This is a genomic window from Paenibacillus sp. VTT E-133280 (assembly GCF_002264385.1).
Classification (GTDB): Bacteria; Bacillota; Bacilli; order Paenibacillales; family Paenibacillaceae; genus Paenibacillus_AQ; species Paenibacillus_AQ nitricinens.
On the sequence record NZ_NFUX01000098.1, the window covers coordinates 1 to 18,561 of the forward strand.

The 18,561-nt window shown below is 43.8% G+C and carries 16 protein-coding genes; 11 read left to right on the forward strand and 5 right to left on the reverse strand.

Annotated features, from left to right (window positions below; translation table 11 throughout):
- Positions 1-69 precede the first annotated feature (69 nt).
- From CA600_RS28110 to CA600_RS28155, 10 genes are all read left to right on the forward strand, one after another.
- Positions 70-543: a YhcH/YjgK/YiaL family protein gene (locus CA600_RS28110; RefSeq protein WP_094874420.1), complete on the forward strand. Its 474-nt coding sequence runs from the start codon at positions 70-72 to the stop codon at positions 541-543.
- 574 nt (positions 544-1,117) lie between these two features.
- Positions 1,118-2,230 (forward strand): amidohydrolase/deacetylase family metallohydrolase, encoded by a 1,113-nt coding sequence (locus CA600_RS28115; protein WP_094874421.1) that lies wholly within the window; start codon positions 1,118-1,120, stop codon positions 2,228-2,230.
- Complete coding sequence (locus tag CA600_RS28120) at positions 2,196-3,299, forward strand: DgaE family pyridoxal phosphate-dependent ammonia lyase (protein ID WP_094874422.1); 1,104 nt, start codon at positions 2,196-2,198, stop codon at positions 3,297-3,299. The genes CA600_RS28115 and CA600_RS28120 overlap by 35 nt, the downstream gene beginning before the upstream one ends.
- Before the next feature lies 1 nt (position 3,300).
- A complete protein-coding gene (gene dagF, locus CA600_RS28125; RefSeq protein WP_094874423.1) occupies positions 3,301-4,056 on the forward strand; it encodes a 2-dehydro-3-deoxy-phosphogluconate aldolase in 756 nt (251 codons plus the stop codon).
- Entirely contained in the window at positions 4,049-5,065 is a 1,017-nt protein-coding gene (locus CA600_RS28130) for a sugar kinase (RefSeq protein WP_094874424.1), read from the forward strand. The genes dagF and CA600_RS28130 overlap by 8 nt, the downstream gene beginning before the upstream one ends.
- Positions 5,066-5,073: 8 nt before the next feature.
- Positions 5,074-5,787, forward strand: a complete 714-nt coding sequence (locus tag CA600_RS28135) for a GntR family transcriptional regulator (protein ID WP_094874425.1) — start codon at positions 5,074-5,076, stop codon at positions 5,785-5,787.
- Between the two features lie 247 nt (positions 5,788-6,034).
- Entirely contained in the window at positions 6,035-7,027 is a 993-nt protein-coding gene (locus CA600_RS28140; RefSeq protein WP_094874426.1) for an ABC transporter substrate-binding protein, read from the forward strand.
- On the forward strand, positions 7,008-7,784 hold the full coding sequence (locus CA600_RS28145; protein WP_094874427.1) for an ABC transporter ATP-binding protein: 777 nt from the start codon (positions 7,008-7,010) through the stop codon (positions 7,782-7,784). The genes CA600_RS28140 and CA600_RS28145 overlap by 20 nt, the downstream gene beginning before the upstream one ends.
- Before the next feature lie 50 nt (positions 7,785-7,834).
- The gene (locus tag CA600_RS28150) at positions 7,835-8,530 is read left to right on the forward strand and encodes an ABC transporter permease (protein WP_256990045.1); all 696 of its coding nucleotides are present in this window, start codon (positions 7,835-7,837) and stop codon (positions 8,528-8,530) included.
- 178 nt (positions 8,531-8,708) lie between these two features.
- Entirely contained in the window at positions 8,709-9,839 is a 1,131-nt protein-coding gene (locus tag CA600_RS28155) for a low temperature requirement protein A (protein ID WP_094874429.1), read from the forward strand.
- A gap of 99 nt (positions 9,840-9,938) precedes the next feature.
- Here CA600_RS28155 and CA600_RS28160 read toward each other — a convergent pair whose 3' ends face one another.
- On the reverse strand, positions 9,939-10,886 hold the full coding sequence (locus CA600_RS28160; RefSeq protein WP_094874430.1) for a serine hydrolase domain-containing protein: 948 nt from the start codon (positions 10,884-10,886) through the stop codon (positions 9,939-9,941).
- A gap of 171 nt (positions 10,887-11,057) precedes the next feature.
- On the opposite strand from CA600_RS28160, the gene CA600_RS28165 reads away from it, so the two are divergent.
- The gene (locus tag CA600_RS28165) at positions 11,058-13,424 is read left to right on the forward strand and encodes a YcdB/YcdC domain-containing protein (protein WP_094874431.1); all 2,367 of its coding nucleotides are present in this window, start codon (positions 11,058-11,060) and stop codon (positions 13,422-13,424) included.
- A 484-nt stretch (positions 13,425-13,908) separates the two neighbouring features.
- Here the strand turns inward: CA600_RS28165 and CA600_RS28170 are convergent, their stop codons facing one another.
- The 4 genes from CA600_RS28170 to CA600_RS28185 form a co-directional block, all read right to left on the reverse strand.
- Complete coding sequence (locus CA600_RS28170; protein ID WP_094874432.1) at positions 13,909-14,730, reverse strand: TerC family protein; 822 nt, start codon at positions 14,728-14,730, stop codon at positions 13,909-13,911.
- A 351-nt stretch (positions 14,731-15,081) separates the two neighbouring features.
- Entirely contained in the window at positions 15,082-15,972 is an 891-nt protein-coding gene (locus CA600_RS28175; protein ID WP_094874433.1) for a carbohydrate ABC transporter permease, read from the reverse strand.
- A gap of 25 nt (positions 15,973-15,997) precedes the next feature.
- Complete coding sequence (locus CA600_RS28180) at positions 15,998-16,882, reverse strand: carbohydrate ABC transporter permease (RefSeq protein WP_042130723.1); 885 nt, start codon at positions 16,880-16,882, stop codon at positions 15,998-16,000.
- A 207-nt stretch (positions 16,883-17,089) separates the two neighbouring features.
- On the reverse strand, positions 17,090-18,454 hold the full coding sequence (locus tag CA600_RS28185) for an ABC transporter substrate-binding protein (protein ID WP_094874434.1): 1,365 nt from the start codon (positions 18,452-18,454) through the stop codon (positions 17,090-17,092).
- Positions 18,455-18,561 lie beyond the last annotated feature (107 nt).

The window sequence follows — 18,561 nt, forward strand, 5'->3', positions numbered from 1 at the left end:
TCGTGATCAAAAGCGGACTTTTTGAACAACCTCTGTAAGCGAATTGAGTGGCGAGGAGAATGAGACAATATGATCTTAGGTTCATTAACATCTTGGGAAGAGCATAGCAGATACGAGAATTCAGTCATTGTAGAGGCTATTGAGGAATTGAAAGTCATCTTACAACACGAACCGGATCTCGGGCGAATCGAGATCCGCGGTAACGAGATATACGTTTCGATTATGGCGCTTGAGGCGAAGTCGCTAGAGGAACAGGTTGCTGAGAAGCATGAGACCTATATTGATGTGCATTATTTGATCGAAGGGGAAGAAACGATCGGCTGGTCACCCTTGCAAGAAGGGACCGAGGCTATTAAGCCTTACGATGCCGAAGCAGACTATGCACTTTATCCTCCGTCATCCGATGAAATTGTGTTAACTTTGAAGCCGGGGATGTTCGCTGTCTTTTTCCCGCATGATGTACACAGACCTGGGATGGGTCAACCGGGTAAGCAGATTAAGAAGGCTGTTATTAAGATACATGTAGGGTTATTAAATTCATAGGATCTGAGCAGATGACTTCTAAAATCATAAGGAGTCATCTTTTTTATTGCATGGGAAATTATACAATGAAAAAATTATAGATAACTTCGATGGAAAAACTAAGGGGGATTAAAGTTATTTCTCTACTTCAGGGTCAAAACGCTAGAACTATAGGGAATTACTCCCTGTAATTCTATAATATAAGGTCATGTCGATAGAATAGAGGGAATTGTTCCTCTTAATTCAGCTGAACTGGCTGTTTTTAATTGAAATTGGCAAGTATACAGGGAGAAATTCCGTATAACTTGTTCATACAACAGCTATGACCTAATTTATAGGGAGGTTTTCCCTATAAAACGTTCTACCTAAGCAAAATCCTTCACCAATACTAGAGTTCTTACTCGCCAAACCACTGAAAATTCCTGCGGAGAGTGCAATAAGTGCACCGCAAGCTATAAATTCACACTAACAAATGCCTATTAACCCGACAAGGTGAATTAGTTTTTATACATAAACATTATAACGTTATATTTACTTAATGCGCTTTTCGTGGTATTTTAAACATTATAATGTTATATGGAAAAAGGTGAGAACAATGGATGAAAGATACGTACTCCGTCAGGTGAAACGAGTAAGCGGAGAAGAGATCGACATTGTAATCGAGAATGGCAAGATCGCGGAGATTACCCCGGCAGGGGAGGGGCGTGGGGGGCAGGAGTGGGAAGGTTCAGGCGCGTACGTATCCAGTGGCTGGATCGATATGCATGTGCATGCCTTTCGTGAATTTGATCCGTATGGTGACGAGATTGATGAGATCGGCGTCCGGCAAGGGGTGACCACTATAGTCGATGCGGGTAGCTGCGGGGCGGATCGGATAGGTGATCTGGCTCTGGATGCGTCTCAGGCTAAGACGAATGTGCTGGCTTTCTTGAATATCTCGCGGATCGGACTGCTAAGAATTGATGAATTGTCCAACTTGGAATGGATTGATAAGGAGAAGATCCTGCAAGCTGTCCGAACATATGGGGAAATGATCGTGGGATTAAAGGCCAGAATCAGTAAGAGTGTTGTCGGCGCCAGCGGGATTGAACCACTGCATATTGCACGAAGCCTTTCAATGGAGACAGGGTTGCCGTTAATGGTACATATCGGATCAGCACCGCCAGATATCAGAGAGGTTATGCCCCTTCTGCAGCGTAAGGATATCGTGACTCATTATCTCAACGGAAAAGAGAATAATTTGTTTGCAGCGGATGGTCAGCCGCTTCAGGTACTGACTGAAGCTATTGAACGGGGAGTTCATCTAGATGTGGGACATGGAACAGCTAGCTTCTCTTTTAAGGTAGCTGAGGCTGCTAAACGTAATGGTATTGGACTGAATACGATTAGCACGGATATCTATCGAGTGAATCGAAAGAAGGGACCTGTCTTTAGCATGTCTAATGTACTTTCCAAGTTTCTATGTTTGGGCTATGCTCTGGATGAGATTGTGGCAGCGGTTACTTCCAATGCGGCGGAGTGGCTGGGCAGGCCGGAGCTGGGCCGAATTCAGGTGGGAGATCCTGCAAACCTGACCCTCTTCATCCTGCAGCATAAGTCTGCAGTGCTTGTTGATTCTGAAGGAAAAGAAAGAATCACGGATAAAGTAATCCATGCAAAAGGAGTGGTTATAGGTGGGGAATTCATTAAATGCGAAATACGGGCTTAAACGTGTAATCAATGCAAGCGGCAGAATGAGTATCCTGGGGGTGTCCGCTCCGTCCGACACAGTGATGGAGGCGATGAAGCAAGGCGGACAGAGTTATGTGGAAATAGCGGATCTGGTGGATAAAGCCGGAGATTTCACGGCACGAATGCTCGGCGCTGAAGCAGCGCTTATCGTTAACTCAGCCTCCAGCGGGATTGCATTGTCCGTTGCGGCGCTAGTGACCCAAGGCAATCGGCGCCGCAGTGAACGTTTGCACCAAGAAGCCATTCCACGCAATGAAATCATCATTCTGAAGGGGCATAATGTACAGTACGGGGCTCCTGTGGAAACGATGGTCTATCTAGGCGGAGGTAAACTAATTGAGGTCGGTTATGCGAATGAAGGCCGGGCCGAGCATATAGAGGATGCCATTTCTGAGCAGACGGCTGCCATTCTGTACGTGAAGTCCCACCATGCAGTGCAGAAAAATATGTTATCCGTCGAAGAGGCATGGGAGATCGCCAAGCGTAAAGGGGTGCCGCTAATCGTTGATGCCGCAGCGGAAGAAGACCTCTGTAAATATGTAAAATACTCTGATCTGGCAATTTATAGTGGTTCTAAAGCCATTGAAGGGCCAACATCCGGTATTATCGCCGGCAAACGTAAATATGTAGAATGGGTTAAGGTCCAATTGTATGGAATAGGTCGCAGTATGAAGGTCGGTAAAGAAACTTCCTTTGGTCTGCTGCAAGCTTTACAGGAATACATGGTCAAGGAAGACAAGAGTGACAACGAGCAAGCATCATTACAGGGATTGATGGTGTTGAATGATCTTCCGGGAATTCGAGTAACCATTGTGCAGGATGAGGCGGGCCGTGCCATCTATCGCGGCCGAGTTCAGGTTGATCCGCAGCTGGCCGGTATTACGGCTAAGGAATTGGTAGGGGGGTTGCAGCGGGGCGAGATTGCGATCTATACCCGCGATTATGGAGTGAAGCAGGGATATTTCGATATTGACCCACGGCCGCTTCTTGGCGATGACCTGCTCGTGATTGTAGACAGCATTCATAAATTGATAGGGGGACAATAAGATGACATCGATTTCACAACGTTTTTATAAGGGACGCACCGCATTAAATGTACTCGCTAAAGATATCACTAATGCTAAAGAGATTTATGAAGCGGCGGAAGGGTATGTGCTGGTTGGTGTGCTCTCTAAGGATTATAAGTCGGTAGAAGAAGCCGTAACAGCGATGAAGCAATATGGTCAAGAAATTGAAGATGCGGTATCGATTGGCTTAGGTGCAGGGGATAATCGCCAAGCGGCAATTGTGGCCGAGATTGCTAAGCATTATCCGGGTAGTCATATTAACCAGGCGTTCCCTGTTGTCGGAGCTACACGCGCTAATCTGGGCGGGAAGGACAGCTGGATCAACAGCATGGTCGCTCCTTCTGGTCGTGCGGGTTATGTGAATATTTCAACAGGACTCTTCAGTGCTGCGGAGAGTGAAGCGGCAATTGTACCTGTAGCATCAGCAATTGCGCTTGTTCGGGATATGGGTGGTAATGCACTGAAGTACTTTCCAATGCAGGGATTAAGCCGTGAAGAGGAATACCGCTCTGTCGCGAAGGCTTGTGCTGAGGCAGGATTTGCACTCGAACCAACCGGCGGAATTGATATGGATAATTTCGAGGCTATTCTGGAGATTGCTCTTGAAGCAGGGGTACCACAAGTGATTCCGCATGTCTATTCATCCATTATTGATAAAGAATCGGGAAAAACCCGGATCCAGGATGTAAGTGATTTGCTTGGAATTATGAAGAGGCTGACAGATAAATATGCCTAAACGAATCGGGGCATTCGGAGAAGTGATGATGCGTCTGCAGGTGCCGGGAGTTCAGCTGCTATCACAGGGAAACGTCTTAAACTATTCATTCTCCGGCACCGGGGTTAATGTCAGCTCGGCACTGGCACGCTTCGGGCATGAAGGTTATTTGATTTCCCGTTTGCCGACTACCTCCTTGGGAGAGGCCGCCGCCGCGTATTTGCGGAAGCTGGGTATTTCATCTAACCTCGTTATACGAGGAGGAGAATATCTGGGCTTGTATTTCTTGGAGAATGGATTTGGTGCACGTCCAAGCAAGGTGACTTATAGTAATCGTCTGGAGAGTAGCTTCAATACGGCTCCTGAGGAAACTTATAATTATGAAGAGATTGCGCGAAGTCTGGATGTGATTCATTTCTGCGGCATTACGCTGGCTATGAACGATAGTGTACGTCATCATATGAAATCCTTGGCTAGAGCTGTCAAGCAGCAGGGTGGGACTGTGATCTTTGATTGCAACTATCGTCCGTCATTATGGGGACCGGAAGGGTATTCGCTAGCGAAGCCGCATTACGGGGAGATGCTGCAGCTGGCTGATATCGTAATGATGAATGAGAAGGATGCGATATTTATCTTGGGGATGAGCACTGCCCAAGCTGAACGTGAAGAGCAATTGCTCGAACTTATTCCGGCAGTTGCGAAGCAGTACGATATCTCGGTGATCGCAGGCACCCATCGCAGTATTCATGGCGACAACTCACATTCACTGCGTGGGTATCTTTATAAGAACCAGAGCTTCTTCTTTTCGGATACGCTGAGATTTCTCGTCTATGATAGAATAGGGGCTGGAGATGCCTATACGAGCGGAATTGTGCATGGAGAGCTAACTGGCTTTACCTCAGAGCAGACGGTGCGATTTGCCGCTGCCGCTAGTATGCTAGCCCATACTGTCGAGGGAGACACTCCCATGGCTTCAGAAGCGGATATACTTCGAGCTATGACTCTATCCGTAGGCGATGTAGAAAGGTAGTGAACTTCTTGAGTTTGTCCCGAAAAGATAAGCCCTTATATATACAAATTGCAAATATTATAAAGGATCGGATTCTACACGGAGTCTATCCTATTGGATTGAATATTCCTTCTGAGCCTCAGCTAGAGCAGGAATTCAATGTCAGCAAGATCACGGTGCGCGGTGCCATTCAGGAGCTTGTCCAAGAAGGATTTCTGGAGAAGGGGAGCGGCAAGGGGACGAAGGTGATCCGTAATACCTCATCATCCAAGCTGTCCAAGTGGAAAAAATTCACGGAAATTCTAGTGGATGAAGGGCACCAAATTCGGAAGCAATGGATGAAGGCGGAGCGAGTATATAATGAAGTCGGAAGCGAACCTTACCGCTTATTCGGCGAACATTGTATACGCTTGGAACGCATATACAGTCTAAATGATATTCCATACGTTCATTACACGCATTATTTAGTAAATGGTATGGATGATTTGGATGTACTAGACTTAAATGCCCAGTCCTTGTATGAACTACTTGAAGAGCGGAGCGTTTCCTTAGAGAAACTGCGTGATGAATTTTCCGTTGCCGTTCCTCCGCCTGATGTCGAGGAGATATTGCTCCTTGATAAGAAGCGTCCCTTGCTGAAGCGAACCCGTTATTCTTATGACGAGCTGGGCAAGGTAACGGAGTATAGTATCGGCTTTTACAATACAGAGCTGCAGAATTATGTAGTGAACTATGAGGTGTAATTAGCGAAAATCCGGAGCAATTTGCAGGGGAGATTCCTTGCAGGATGGTTCGGATTTTTTTGCATCTAAGTATGTGATAAATATAACTATTTAAATTTATGAATATACAAGCTGTGATGACTGATGTAAAATTACAATACCTGAAGCGTCCTGGAACAGCTTAAGGGCTTTTTGCATGCTCTTTTGCAGATTGCAAAGAATAGGGGCATGTCTACTATAGAAAGATTAATGGAGGTAGGAGAGTTTTATGAAGAAAAAAGCACTAAAAAGAATGTTGATGTTGCCGATGATGGTCGTTGTCGTCGCTGTACTTGCAGTAGGTTGTGGTTCAAAGAATAACACGAATACAGCATCGACAGAGGGAAACGCAGCAGAGACCTCAAAAGAAGCTGTTACTTTGTCGCTTGGCTTACTGCCCTCGATTGATGCGATTCCTTTTGTAATTGCTCATGAGCAAGGTTTTGATAAGAAACATGGAGTGAACCTGGACATCCAAACGTTCAAGAGTGCAAAAGACCGTGATGTCGCCTTTCAAGCAGGCAAGTTAGAGGGGATCAGTGCTGATTTGGTTGCGATTTCTATCTATAATGAAGCCGGGCTGGATGTGAAGATCACTAGCACAACTTTTGGTGAATTCGATTTATTGACTGGGAATGATGCGATCCAAGATGTGAAGGATCTGAAAGGCAAAACCGTGATTTTGTCCAAAAATACTTCCACACAATATACTGTGGCGATGATGCTGAAACAAGCGGGTTTGACAGAAAATGATATCACGGTAACTGAGGTTCCACAAATCCCTACCCGGTTAGAATTGCTTAAGAACAATAAGGCGGATGCGGCTATTTTGCCTGAACCATTTGTAACAATGGGTAAAGCTTCAGGCTTGCGCGTGCTTAGCTCCACACATACAGCAGGAGTGAATCCATTTGTATTGGCTTTCCCACAAACTGCTATTGATGCTAAGGCAGATGCGATCCGCAATATGTATGCTGCTTATGACGAGGCGGTAGCATATATGAAATCTCATGATCAATCCGAATATATTGATCTTGTGATCAAAGAAGTTGGTTATCCAGAAACGTTGAAAGATGAGATCAAGGTGCCTGATTATGTCCCTGCCAATCAAGTGGATGTGAAAGAAGTAGAAGCCGCATTTGCTTGGGCACGGGAAAAAGGTTTGCTTAGCAAAAATATCTCGGCTGAAGATGTGATTTCTGATGTCCAATTCAAGAAATAAAGGACTCGTCATTAAGGACCTTAAAGTAGAGTATAAGACAGGTCAACTGGCCTTAGGGAAGATGGACCTATCTTTACCGGAGCATGGGATTTACACGATCATCGGACCCTCTGGCAGCGGAAAATCCACTTTATTACGGGCGATTGCGGGCTTGCTGCCAAGCTATATGGGGCAAATTCTTTTTAATGAAAAATCCGTGCATGATAAAGAAACTCTGATCGGCCTGGTACCACAAAATTATGGGCTTCTCCCATGGAAGACTGTACATGATAATATTCAAATCGCGATGAAAATCTCGCATACTGCGAGCACATCCAAGCAAGAACGGGAGAATCAGATTAAGCAGTGGCTTTCGTCGATGGGAATCTCTGATTTAACTGATCGTTATCCTCTATCACTCAGTGGAGGACAGCAGCAAAGAGTGGCAATCGCCAGAGCATTCGCCATTTTGCCTACTATTTTACTGCTGGACGAGCCTTTCTCCGCACTGGATGCGATTACTAGGGAAACGCTACAGATTCTCTTTTTGGATAACTGGTTAGCGCATCCGGCGACTACCTTATTTGTTACCCATGATGTGGAAGAAGCTATTCTGCTGGGGCAGAAAATTATTGTTATGCCATCAAATAAAGAAGAAGCTCCGGAAATGATCGATAATCAATTGGTATTTCAAATGAAGCATGAAGTTAAGCGGGACAGTGTAGATTTCTTTGAACAGACTAAGCGAATCAGAAAGGTAATGCAGGAGATATGGTGAGAAAAAATCGGATTCATCACATAATAAGACTGTTGTTTGTGTTCTTTTGTATGAATGTGGTGTGGTATATTGCCTATTTGCTTATGAATCATTCGATTTTGCCGAGTCCATTCGCTGTATATAACGCTATGTTTCACTTAGGTGGTCAGGAGATTGCTTTAAATGTAGGATATAGCTTGTTCAGAATTTTTGCAGGTGTAGTGCTGGCGTTAATCATTGGACTGCTCATTGGTCTTCTGATGGGACGTTCACTGACTTGGAATAAGCTGCTTGACCCTGTCGTTTATTTAACCTATCCTGTCCCAAAAATCGCTCTGCTTCCCGTTGTGATGCTATTCTTCGGGCTTGGTGAAACGTCAAAAATCTTAATGATCATGATGATTCTCTTGTTCCAGATTATTATCTCCGTAAGGGATGGTGTGAAGGCTATTCCTGAGAATACCTATGATGTCTTAACGAGTATAGGGGCAAGTACGGTGCAGAAGTTCTGGCATGTGACACTGCCGGGTGCACTGTCGGTCATTCTGAGTACGATTCGTATTTCGCTTGGAACAGCGATATCTGTACTCTTTTTCACGGAGATTTACGGAACTGAGCATGGCATGGGCTTTTTCATTATGGATGCTTGGTTAAGACTGGATTATCCGGAGATGTATGCGGGTATTATGCTGTTCAGCTTGGTAGGGTTTGTCCTCTTCTTACTTGTTGATTTTCTTGATTACAAGTTTATGAAGTGGCGGAATTAAATATAGTTGGAGATATATCTATAGCTTTCCTTTGTCGAGTTTAGGCAAGGGGGAGCTTTTTTTGCGTGATTTTTGAGTGGAAATAAAGGGGCTTCAAATTAGTATATCAATTCGGTTAAGATGGATAAGTACTCGATAAACTGTATTATATACACATCCAAACTAAGGGAGTAAAACGATGAATAAACGCACATGGGGATTTGAACAGAGCACAGCATCCTTTGCTGAGAAGAAAGTGACCTGGCTGGAACTATTTTATGATCTGCTTTTTGTAGCTGCGGTTTCAAAAGCGAGTCATGTCTTGTTGCATGTAGAGGCGGGTACAATTCCACTTGAATATTTATCTAAATTTATCTTAATATTCATTCCGATCTGGTGGGCCTGGGTGGGGCAATCGCTTTTTGTGAATCGGTTTGGACAAGACATCTTTTCACACCGGATATTTCTGATTCTACAATTATTTTTTGTATTAATAATGACGGCTAGCTTATCGGTTAACTTTGATCAATACTATATGCCATTTCTAATAGGTTATGTTGGCTTAAGAGCTATGACTGCCATTCAATATCTTACGGTAAATAAGAATGAAGCAGCTGATAGAAAGGGTACTGCCCGCTATTTGGGAAGTCGGTTTTGGATTGGATTAGTGATCTCTGCATTATCCCTTTTCTTTGACTCTTGGATACGTTATGTAGTTTTGTATGCGGGAATTACTGTAGATATCTTGCTTCCCTTAATCGGCCGGAGATACTTGGTGAAAAGCCCGATAAACACTCATCATTTATTAGAACGTTTCTCGTTGTTTACCCTCATTCTACTTGGCGAATCAGTGGTCAGTATACTTGCAGTCTTACAGTCTAGCCACTGGACGTGGCAATCTATTTTATTTGCATTATTAACTTTTCTATTAATTATAGCTATGTGGTGGCAATACTTTGATAATGTTGAGAAGAAAGTGGACAAGAGCATAGAGACTGCCGGACAGACCATCATTTATGGCCATTTGTTTATTTATATTTCCTTGAGTATGATCGCTGCTTCGATCCAACTGTTATTTCTCGAACAACTAGATTATACATTTATGGTATGTTTTATTTTTGGGTCGGTGTTGCTCTACTTCTTCTCTACTTCGTTGGTCTTCCATAAATACAGACGTTTACAGCAAAGATTAGGGATGTTCCATTTAGCGTTATTATTAGGTTTACTTGGAGTTTTTTTCGCAGTAGATTTGTTGTTCCTTATACCTAATTACCTGATCATTGGTGAAATGATGTTATTTTTTGTTGTATATGCAAAATTAACGACGTAAGCTTGTTGTGCCGAAGCTGAATAAGAAAACAAGAAGGAAGCCGATCCGTGTGATCGGCTTCCTTCTTGTATGATGGGAGTGGACGGTATTCCCTTGTTTTTATCGCCCACGAAGCGTTGGCACGATAAATCGGCCGAACACATTAGCTGGTGAGCCTTTCTTGTATTTATCCGCAGTAATGACTGCAACCAGCTCATAGGATGGTACCACAATAATGTGCTGGCCCATGAAGCCAAGTGCAAAATAATAAGGGATCTCATTCGGCTGCTGCTCTGTACCTGCATTGAATGAGGATACCCACCAGTGCCAGCCATAGAAGCCCTTCTGTGGTAGCGTGGCTGAGACATAAGGGTGAGTGGACTTCTGAACGGTATCCGAATGAATGAGCTGCTGATCCCTCCAGCGCCCTTCTTGCAAATAAAGGAGACCGAATTTGAGCATATCCTCAGGCATCATATAAAGGCCAAATCCACCAGTATGTATGCCTTGCGGATCACTGTCCCAGCGATAGCTTTCGATACCAAGCGGCTGAAATAGCTGATCTTCAGCAAATGCTGCAACGTCTTGTCCAGAACATTCCCGCAGGATAGCGGATAAGAGCTGAGAGCATCCAGAGTTATAGTTCATCTCAGTGCCTGGCGTATGAGATAGCGGCTGGGCGAGCACAAACTTTATCCAGTCTGCGTTTCTGGTCATATTCGGAAAGGAATTCTGCCCCCCAAATTCTGTCCAGTTAAAGCCTGCTGTCATTGTTAATAAGTGATGGATAGTGATTTCTCTTTTTCGTTGATCTTGATCCTCTTTTAATGGAGGGAAGAATACAGAAATAGGTGTATCAGGTGGTGGAACGATTTGTTTATCTATGGCAATGCTGACAAGGGCGGCGAGCACGCTTTTAGTGCATGAGTTAATTTTGCCTAGCTCTGTAGCGATTTCAGGCTCGCGATAATGCTCCAATATCGTTTCTCCATGTTGAACGATTAGACAACTGCGAATTTCTAGGCCAGTAATGCCGTCTATAAGCGGCTGAAGGTTCCAGTCAGTAATGTGAGTGGCCCCCTTTCATAGATGAGTTTGAGCTGTAGCTGCCTACCATTATAGCTTATAGAGCATACATTACATAAACCATGTAATTTCCTGTCGTTAATTAAATATGGAAAATATAAGTAATTATCTGTATAATGTTATGAATCACGTGTTAGAGGAGGATGAATTCTTTTGAAAAGCAATAACACTCACTTTGTTCATCAGACAGCTAAAACGGTATTGATTACTTCTGTCGCCATCGCATTATTGTTACCTCCAAGCTTGGCCGCAGCCGATTCTACATCTGTTAGTAGCAACACTACGGTAACACAAGTTAGCGCACAAGCACCGGTGACTACAACGAACTCCGAGGCAGATCTTACAAAAGTGAAATTCACACAGGAGCAAGCGGTTGCGAAGCTAAGAGAGCTATTCCCAGCCCTAAAGGATGCAACGGTAAACAATGTTCAACTGGGATCTAACCAAAGCTACCCCCCTCCAGCAAATCAAATGATCTGGAATATTCAGTGGCAGATTCAAGAGGGGAATATGGGATATGGCTTTAGCAGTGAGGTAGATGCCATTAATGGAGATATCATCAGTACGTATATTTCATACCCTCGTGAGAATAACGAATCCTATTATCCACCGAAAGTATCCCAGACTCAGGCACTGGAGATCGCCAAGGCTTTTGTGGCTAAGGCAGCCGCATCGGTTAAGAGCAGTGATCTGCAATTAAATGAGGATGCCGGTTATAATTATTTTTCGAACTCTTTATTCGGTCCTGTTCAATACAGCTATTACTTCAGTGTCATGAAGAATGGTCTGCCTTCTGGATCGGATAACATTAACATAGCCGTGGACGGCAACGGTAATGTAATTCAATTCTCTAAGTCTTCTCAAGGGCTTGAGTACCCTTCTGCACAGCCCAAGATTACCTTGGAGCAAGCACAGAAGCAATTTGCGGAACAGTTTGATGTAGGCCTTTTTTACATTCCTATTTATAAGAACGGAAAACCTAACAACTGGATTTTAGGCTGGCGCCCAGTGGATCAGTCTCTATATCCTATCGATGCATTGACCGGCAAGAGAATAGATTATGAAGGAAAAGAATCCGTATCCACCCCAGTCGTGTATTCAGATGTAGCAAAAGGTAAGGATGTCTTTCAAGCAAGAACATCAACTACAGAGCTTACTGCAAAAGAAGCGGAACAGCTTGTAAAGAAGGTTGCTTATATTCCAGCAGATCGTAAATTGATCTCACAAAGCTTGAGAAGTGACTTCCAGCAAACAGATCGGAAGATCTGGCAGTTATCCTGGGGTAGTAGTGGGAATGAACGTTTCATTGGTGCTGGCTTTCCAGAACAATCCTCTGCTGAGATTGATGCAAAGACTGGTGAAATATTACAGTATCAGATTCAAACTTATGGTGCTACTCAGGATAAGAAGAAGGAAGAGCCGGCTCCTGCTGGAGGGAAGAAGCTTAGTGAGGCTGAAGCTAAGACTAAAGTACTTAGTATAATTAATAGCCTGTATCCTCAGGCGAGCCAGAAACTAAAGCTTGTAGAAGATGGAGATAACTCAAGCGTGACTTCAGACGGATCAGGATTTAGATATCAGTTTATTAGATATCATCAAGGGATTCCTGTGAGTGACAGTAACCTTACGGTTAGCTTGGATCTTTACGGCAGACTGATTTCTTACATGGGGAATCGGATAGACGGTATCGATGATATCACATTATCGCCTGAGGCTACCATTTCCAAGAAGGAAGCGCTCGAAAGTTATAAACCTAAATATCAGACTAAGCTAAGATACACTCAGGTTGGTGGATACTATAGTTATAATAGCAATGCGGTGCCAAAGGTGAAACTGGTATATGATACAGCCTTTGATGAATCTAATGGAATGTATCAGGTTTTAGATGCAGCCACTGGAAAATGGGTAGCAGTCTTTGATTACCTCGGTCAGCAAGATGCTCAAATATCTGCAACGGATATCAAAGGTCATGCAGCAGAACAACCATTATCAGAATTAGTAAAATATCATGTGATTACTCCGGATGCCGATGGTAAAGTAAACCCGGATCAAGAAATAACCGTTGGCGATTGGTTAACTTACCTTGCCAAGGCTTCTAATCCGAATTTCAGCAATTATAATAGTAATAATGAACGAAAAACTGTGGCAGGTGTGAAGCCTGAGAATTCATATTATGATGTTGTTACTTATGCAGCAGATCGTAAGTGGATCAACAAGGATCAAAGCCTGCAAATTGATAGTAAGTTAACTCGGGAACAGCTGGCTGTTCAGTTAGCTAATTTTTTGAAATACAACAAACTCACAGCCTATCTTGATAAAGATGTAACGGTAAGTCAGTTCAGTGATAGTGCATCTATAAACAATAAGGGAGCAGTGGCTCTTGTTGTGAAATTGGGACTGTTAAAGGATGACAATGGCAAGTTCAATCCGCAGCAGACGGTAACGAAGGCGCAGGCCGCTTCGGTGATCATGAAGCTAGTGGAGCTGCAAGGAAAGACGGATCAGCTGATTGGTCAATAAGGGTTAAAAAGACTGGCCAGGGAGCGATTCTCCGATTATTGGAGAATCGCTCCCTGGTTTTTTTAGTTTGAGGTGGCTGGCTGAGGACATGGCTACTTGATAGAACGTAGCTTTCGGTAACCCCTCTCCTTTAACGCCGAATCTTGCTGGAGTAAGCGAGATAACTGCATTATGTGCAGCTAATTCTTATGTAAGAAGAGAATTGTGTATTTAACTGCATTCTCTGCAACTAAGAACTGGAGAATCTACCTCTAGGGGAGAAAATCAAAAAAATAGTTGTACCAAATACAATTATATCCAATGGCGGAGGGTTTCGAAGAATTATAGATGTACAAAATGCAGTTAAACGCTTCTACACTTCTCTTTCGTCGGTTGCACTCCACAAGAATATCGGGAGCAAAATAGGAGTTAAAAGAAAATAACCCGAAAGACTAACACCTAAAGGGTGTATCTTTCGGGTTATTTATTTGTGATTCAAATAGGATTAATGAAGTTGTTTATCTACTTCTTTAATTGGATTCTCGTTAGCGTTCTCTTCAACCTTGCTACTCATAAACCAACCAATTGCAGCGATGAGTACGAGCACAACATAGAAGGTGAGCTTCCACCAAGTACTATGTGCGAAATCTTCGGAAAGAACACCAAGTGAAGGGTGTGCCAATGTAATGACTGCCAGCTTAACTCCGACCCAACCTACGATGAAGAAGGCTGCAATTTCAAGACCTGGACGGGTGTGGAGCAATTTAACGAAGAAGGTAGCTGCGAAACGCATGATGACAAGTCCGATAAATCCACCGGCAAAGATGACGAGGAATTGACCGCCGTCAAGTCCACCGATTTTTGGAAGGCCACTTGCAGGAAGAGCAACCGCCAGGGCAACTGCTGCAAGAATGGAATCGACCGCGAAGGCGATGTCAGCAACTTCTACTTTAAATACAGTAAACCAGAAGCTGGATTTCTTTTTGTTGACTGCAGCTCCAGTACCGCTTTCAGCTGCTTCATCCGTAACAGGCTTCTTGAACAATAGTTTTCGGAAGATATGGTTCCCTGCGATAAACAATAAATAAATCGCGCCGATGGCTTGTACTTGCCAGATATCAACCAGGTAAGAGATGACAAATAGTGAACCGAAACGGAACACGAAGGCTCCGGCTAATCCGTAAAATAGTGCTTTCTTTCTTTCCTCATCAGGAAGGTGCTTTACCATAATTGCCAATACTAATGCGTTATCTGCGGCTAGTAGTCCTTCAAGTGCTACAAGAACGAGTAATACCCAGCCATATTCTAATATTAATCCCCAATCCATTACTGTTGTCCTCCCTTTTCTAATGCAAATATCTACTAAAAGATACTTACTATACCATTTTAACCAATTTTATATAAAAAAGACCTTTACCAAACAGATTAGCCTTTGGAATAAAGGTCTAACCTGATTGGTAAAGGTCTCGCTAACAATGTTGAATTGCCAATAAAGCCGGAGAATATCCTCATATTCTCGTATTGACGACTTTATTTAACAGCTACTCCCCTTTACGGGATATATTAAATTTTTAATTTAATTCGTTGTGTTTTTGCCTAAGGAGATCATATACGAGTTGAAAGTTAATGTCAATAAAATCTTGGAGGAGTAAAGCTAGAGTTCTCCACGCTTTTTGTGTTAGCCCTTAACCGCCCCAGCCGTAATTCCCTTAGTCATCTGTTCTGTAAAGAGCAGATAGATCAGGATGGTTGGGATCGCAATGATCGTCATAACAGCGAACTGAGCACCGTAGTTGGACGAGTATTCTCCAGCGAATTTCATAATGGAGAATGGAATGGTTTTGAGATCCTCCGAGGTGAGGAAGGTGTTCGCCATAATAAATTCATTCCAAGTGCTGATGAAATTGAGTACACAGATGGTAGCTAGTGCGGGTTTCGTAATAGGGAAGATGATGCGGAAGATCACACCGTAAATGCCGCAGCCATCGATAACCGCCGACTCTTCAATCGCACGAGGGATGGTCTCTAGAAATCCAGTCATGATGAGCACACTCATGGGGATAACAATAGCCGAATAAGGCAGAATCAGTGTGTACATATTGTTTAGCATTCCGAGCTTGTTAAACAGGATAAAGTTCGGCAGCAGTGTCGCGTGAATGGGAATGATCATACCCATCATGATAAGTGACAGCACGATACCGCTTAGCTTCCATTTCATACGGGTGAACGCATACCCCATCATCAATGACACTAATGCGGACAGCATAACGGTAATTACTGTAATGATAAGACTGTTGGCAAAGTAGCGTGGTACACGCCCATAGGTAAACGCGTTTCTATAATTCTCCCATTGCGGGGGGGATGGCCATTTCAGAAAAGAGCTTCCGAAGAAATCACCACTTTTTAGCAGGGAGTAATCGATCAGCCAGATGAGCGGAAATAACTGAATCAAAGCGATGAGACAAAGAAACACCATCATTAGGATTTTGCCAGTAGTAGGTTTACTGCGCTTCTGTTTATGAAGCTTCAGATTGGGGGGCGAAGCGGCAGGTGCTAATGAATTATTCATATGATTTCCTCCGGTTACAGGGATTCTAAAACTCTCCGATATCTTTCTTCAGAACCTTGTTGAGTATTACGGTCAGTACAAGGCAGAACACAATAAATAGGATGGATATGGCATTACCGTAGCCGTATAGCGATGATGAGAAGGCGGTTTTGTAAAGGTAGTTCCCTAAGAATTGTGTGCTGTTCGCCGGGCCGCCGTTGGTCATTAAGAACACGGTTTCCATTTGCTTAAGACAGGTTGTTACCGCGATGATAATGGCAACTCGCATCATAGGCGATAGAAGCGGTATGATAATGCGCGTGTAGAGGGTATAGTTGTTTGCGCCATCGATTTTTGCGGCTTCGCTTAGATCACTTGGAATGCCTTGCAGACCTGAATAATATAGCAGCAGCGCGTATCCAAAACCTTGCCACATAACAACAATGATGATGCACCAGATTGCTGTCTTCGGATCTCCAAGCCAATCATGTGTGAGTGAATCCAGCCCGACACCACTTAGCAACTTGTTGAGCAATCCGTAATTGGGGTGAAAAATCCCGCTCCACAGCTTGGCTGTAACCACAACAGAAATTACTGCGGGGATAAAAAAGATCGTCCGGAATATTTTTTCGTATTTACCGGAATTGGTCAGGAATATCCCTATGAGAATAGCAAAGGGATGCTGCAAGAATACAGTGGCAGCGGTTAGTAGCAGGGCATTCCCCAGCGAAGTCCAGAATACTTTGTCATGAAATAGGATTTCACGATAGTTATCAAAGCCGATAAAATTGTACTTGCCGATTCCGCCCCAGTCCGTAGAGCCGTAATATGCGCTCATGAAGATAGGGATGCAAATCATAAAAGCAAACAGGAATAGCCCGGGTGCGATGAGCAGGAATATCGCTTTTTTGTCGCTTAACACTCTGTGCATGGAAATCTCCGTCCTTTGAAAGAGTAATCTATCTACTACCATCGTAACGGGTAGCTAGCCCATGGAACATGCCGTATATTTCAGATGATTGTACACATTTTTTCGAAAACAAACCCCCGGCCTCTGGGGAGAGTCGGGGGTTGTACGCTACTAATTATGATGTTAATTTAGAAGCGCCGTAATCCATGTACTTACTAGTATTAGAGCTTATTTACCAGCCAATTTATCGGACGCAGCGTCAAGCGCTTTGGCGAATTCAGCTGTATTCATAGCGCCGGAGAGCAGGCTTTGGTGAGCCTCCATTACCTTTTGCTTGAACTCGTCGTTACCAATATCCTGTAGCGGGGTTCCGCTAGAAGAGGTCATCGAGCTGAAGACATCCACTAGTTCTTTTTGGAGCTGAGTTTCATTACCAGTTAGGAATTCATCGAATTTTTGCGCAGGTGTACCCGCGCCAGCTTGCCATAACATTTTGGACCAGTTCTCAGGTGCGAAGAAATACTTCAAGAAATCAACAGCAGCTTCAGGATGCTTGGAGTTTTTACTTACTGCATATCCACCACCGTACCAAGCAGCATCATCCGTGGATTTACCTTTATCTGAACCAGGGAAAGCGAATGCGCCTACATTATTGCGGAATTCTTCAGAGAAGTTCACATCTGTAGCCAGGCCAGACTCCCAAGCGCCCATAAAGAACATAGCGGCTTGTCCTTGTCCGAACAAGTTACGCGCTGCGCCGTAATCGGCGGTCAGCCAGCCATCGGCAAAACCTTTAGCATTTGCGAAATCTTGCATTTCAGTTGCAGCTGCAACAAGGCTAGGATCATTAAAGGATATTTTACGGGCAACAGCTTCATCCATCTTATTAAAATCACCATTTTGTCGTTGAGCAACAAACTCATACCAGATTGGCAGTGTCCATGCATCCATACCATTCATAGCGATAGGGTTAATCTTGTTGGCACGCAATGTTTTAACAGCTGCGAGCAGGTCAGCGGTAGTCTTCGGAACCTCGATGCCGTTGTCAGCAAAGATTTTCTTGTTATAGAACATGACCATATAGTCGGCACTACGTGGCAATCCGTACAGTTTGCCATCTTTGCTGAAGCCGTCCATGGAACCGGAAACAAACTGATCACCTTCGAAGTCAGCGCTGTTCAGTTCAAGCAGTAAGTCATTATCGAGCAGAGGACTCAGGAAAGAAGGCTGGCCCCAAGCTTGAATGATATCAGGCATCTGATTACTGGAAGCATATACTTTAATTTTTGATTTATAAGGTTCATCTTGAAGCGCTTCCACTTCTATCTTGACGTTAGGGTGCTCTTTCATATAAGCGTCGATAATGTCTTGCTCCACCTTGCCTGAACCGTTTGCCCGATCCGCAAGTGCGGTGAAGAACTTCAGTGTAATTTTTTCGGCTGGTGCGTTCGTTGTTGCCTCGGCAGTAGCTTCGGCTTTGTCATTTGCAGGAGCATTTGTAGCTTTCGCGTTGTTATTTCCGCCACCACAGCCTGCAAGCAGAGCTGGAAGCATTAGACTCATAAGCATTAGCTTGATTCCTTTACTTTTCATCAAAAACCCACCTTTTTAGAATGATGTATTTTGAAGAAACGATTGTTATCCATCCAGGAAGACGACAACGTCGTTTCTTCTTGAAATATAAGAAAGTATAAGTTTCA

Excerpts from the sequence above, each read along its gene's own strand:
- CA600_RS28110 (WP_094874420.1), top strand. The coding sequence starts at position 70 with ATGATCTTAGGTTCATTAACATCTTGGGAAGAGCATAGCAGATACGAG.
- CA600_RS28115 (WP_094874421.1), top strand. The coding sequence starts at position 1,118 with ATGGATGAAAGATACGTACTCCGTCAGGTGAAACGAGTAAGCGGAGAA.
- dagF (WP_094874423.1), top strand. The coding sequence starts at position 3,301 with ATGACATCGATTTCACAACGTTTTTATAAGGGACGCACCGCATTAAAT.
- CA600_RS28130 (WP_094874424.1), top strand. The coding sequence starts at position 4,049 with ATGCCTAAACGAATCGGGGCATTCGGAGAAGTGATGATGCGTCTGCAG.
- CA600_RS28140 (WP_094874426.1), top strand. The coding sequence starts at position 6,035 with ATGAAGAAAAAAGCACTAAAAAGAATGTTGATGTTGCCGATGATGGTC.
- CA600_RS28145 (WP_094874427.1), top strand. The coding sequence starts at position 7,008 with ATGTCCAATTCAAGAAATAAAGGACTCGTCATTAAGGACCTTAAAGTA.
- CA600_RS28150 (WP_256990045.1), top strand. The coding sequence starts at position 7,835 with ATGAATGTGGTGTGGTATATTGCCTATTTGCTTATGAATCATTCGATT.
- CA600_RS28155 (WP_094874429.1), top strand. The coding sequence starts at position 8,709 with ATGAATAAACGCACATGGGGATTTGAACAGAGCACAGCATCCTTTGCT.
- CA600_RS28170 (WP_094874432.1), bottom strand. The coding sequence starts at position 14,730 with ATGGATTGGGGATTAATATTAGAATATGGCTGGGTATTACTCGTTCTT.
- CA600_RS28175 (WP_094874433.1), bottom strand. The coding sequence starts at position 15,972 with ATGAATAATTCATTAGCACCTGCCGCTTCGCCCCCCAATCTGAAGCTT.
- CA600_RS28180 (WP_042130723.1), bottom strand. The coding sequence starts at position 16,882 with ATGCACAGAGTGTTAAGCGACAAAAAAGCGATATTCCTGCTCATCGCA.
- CA600_RS28185 (WP_094874434.1), bottom strand. The coding sequence starts at position 18,454 with ATGAAAAGTAAAGGAATCAAGCTAATGCTTATGAGTCTAATGCTTCCA.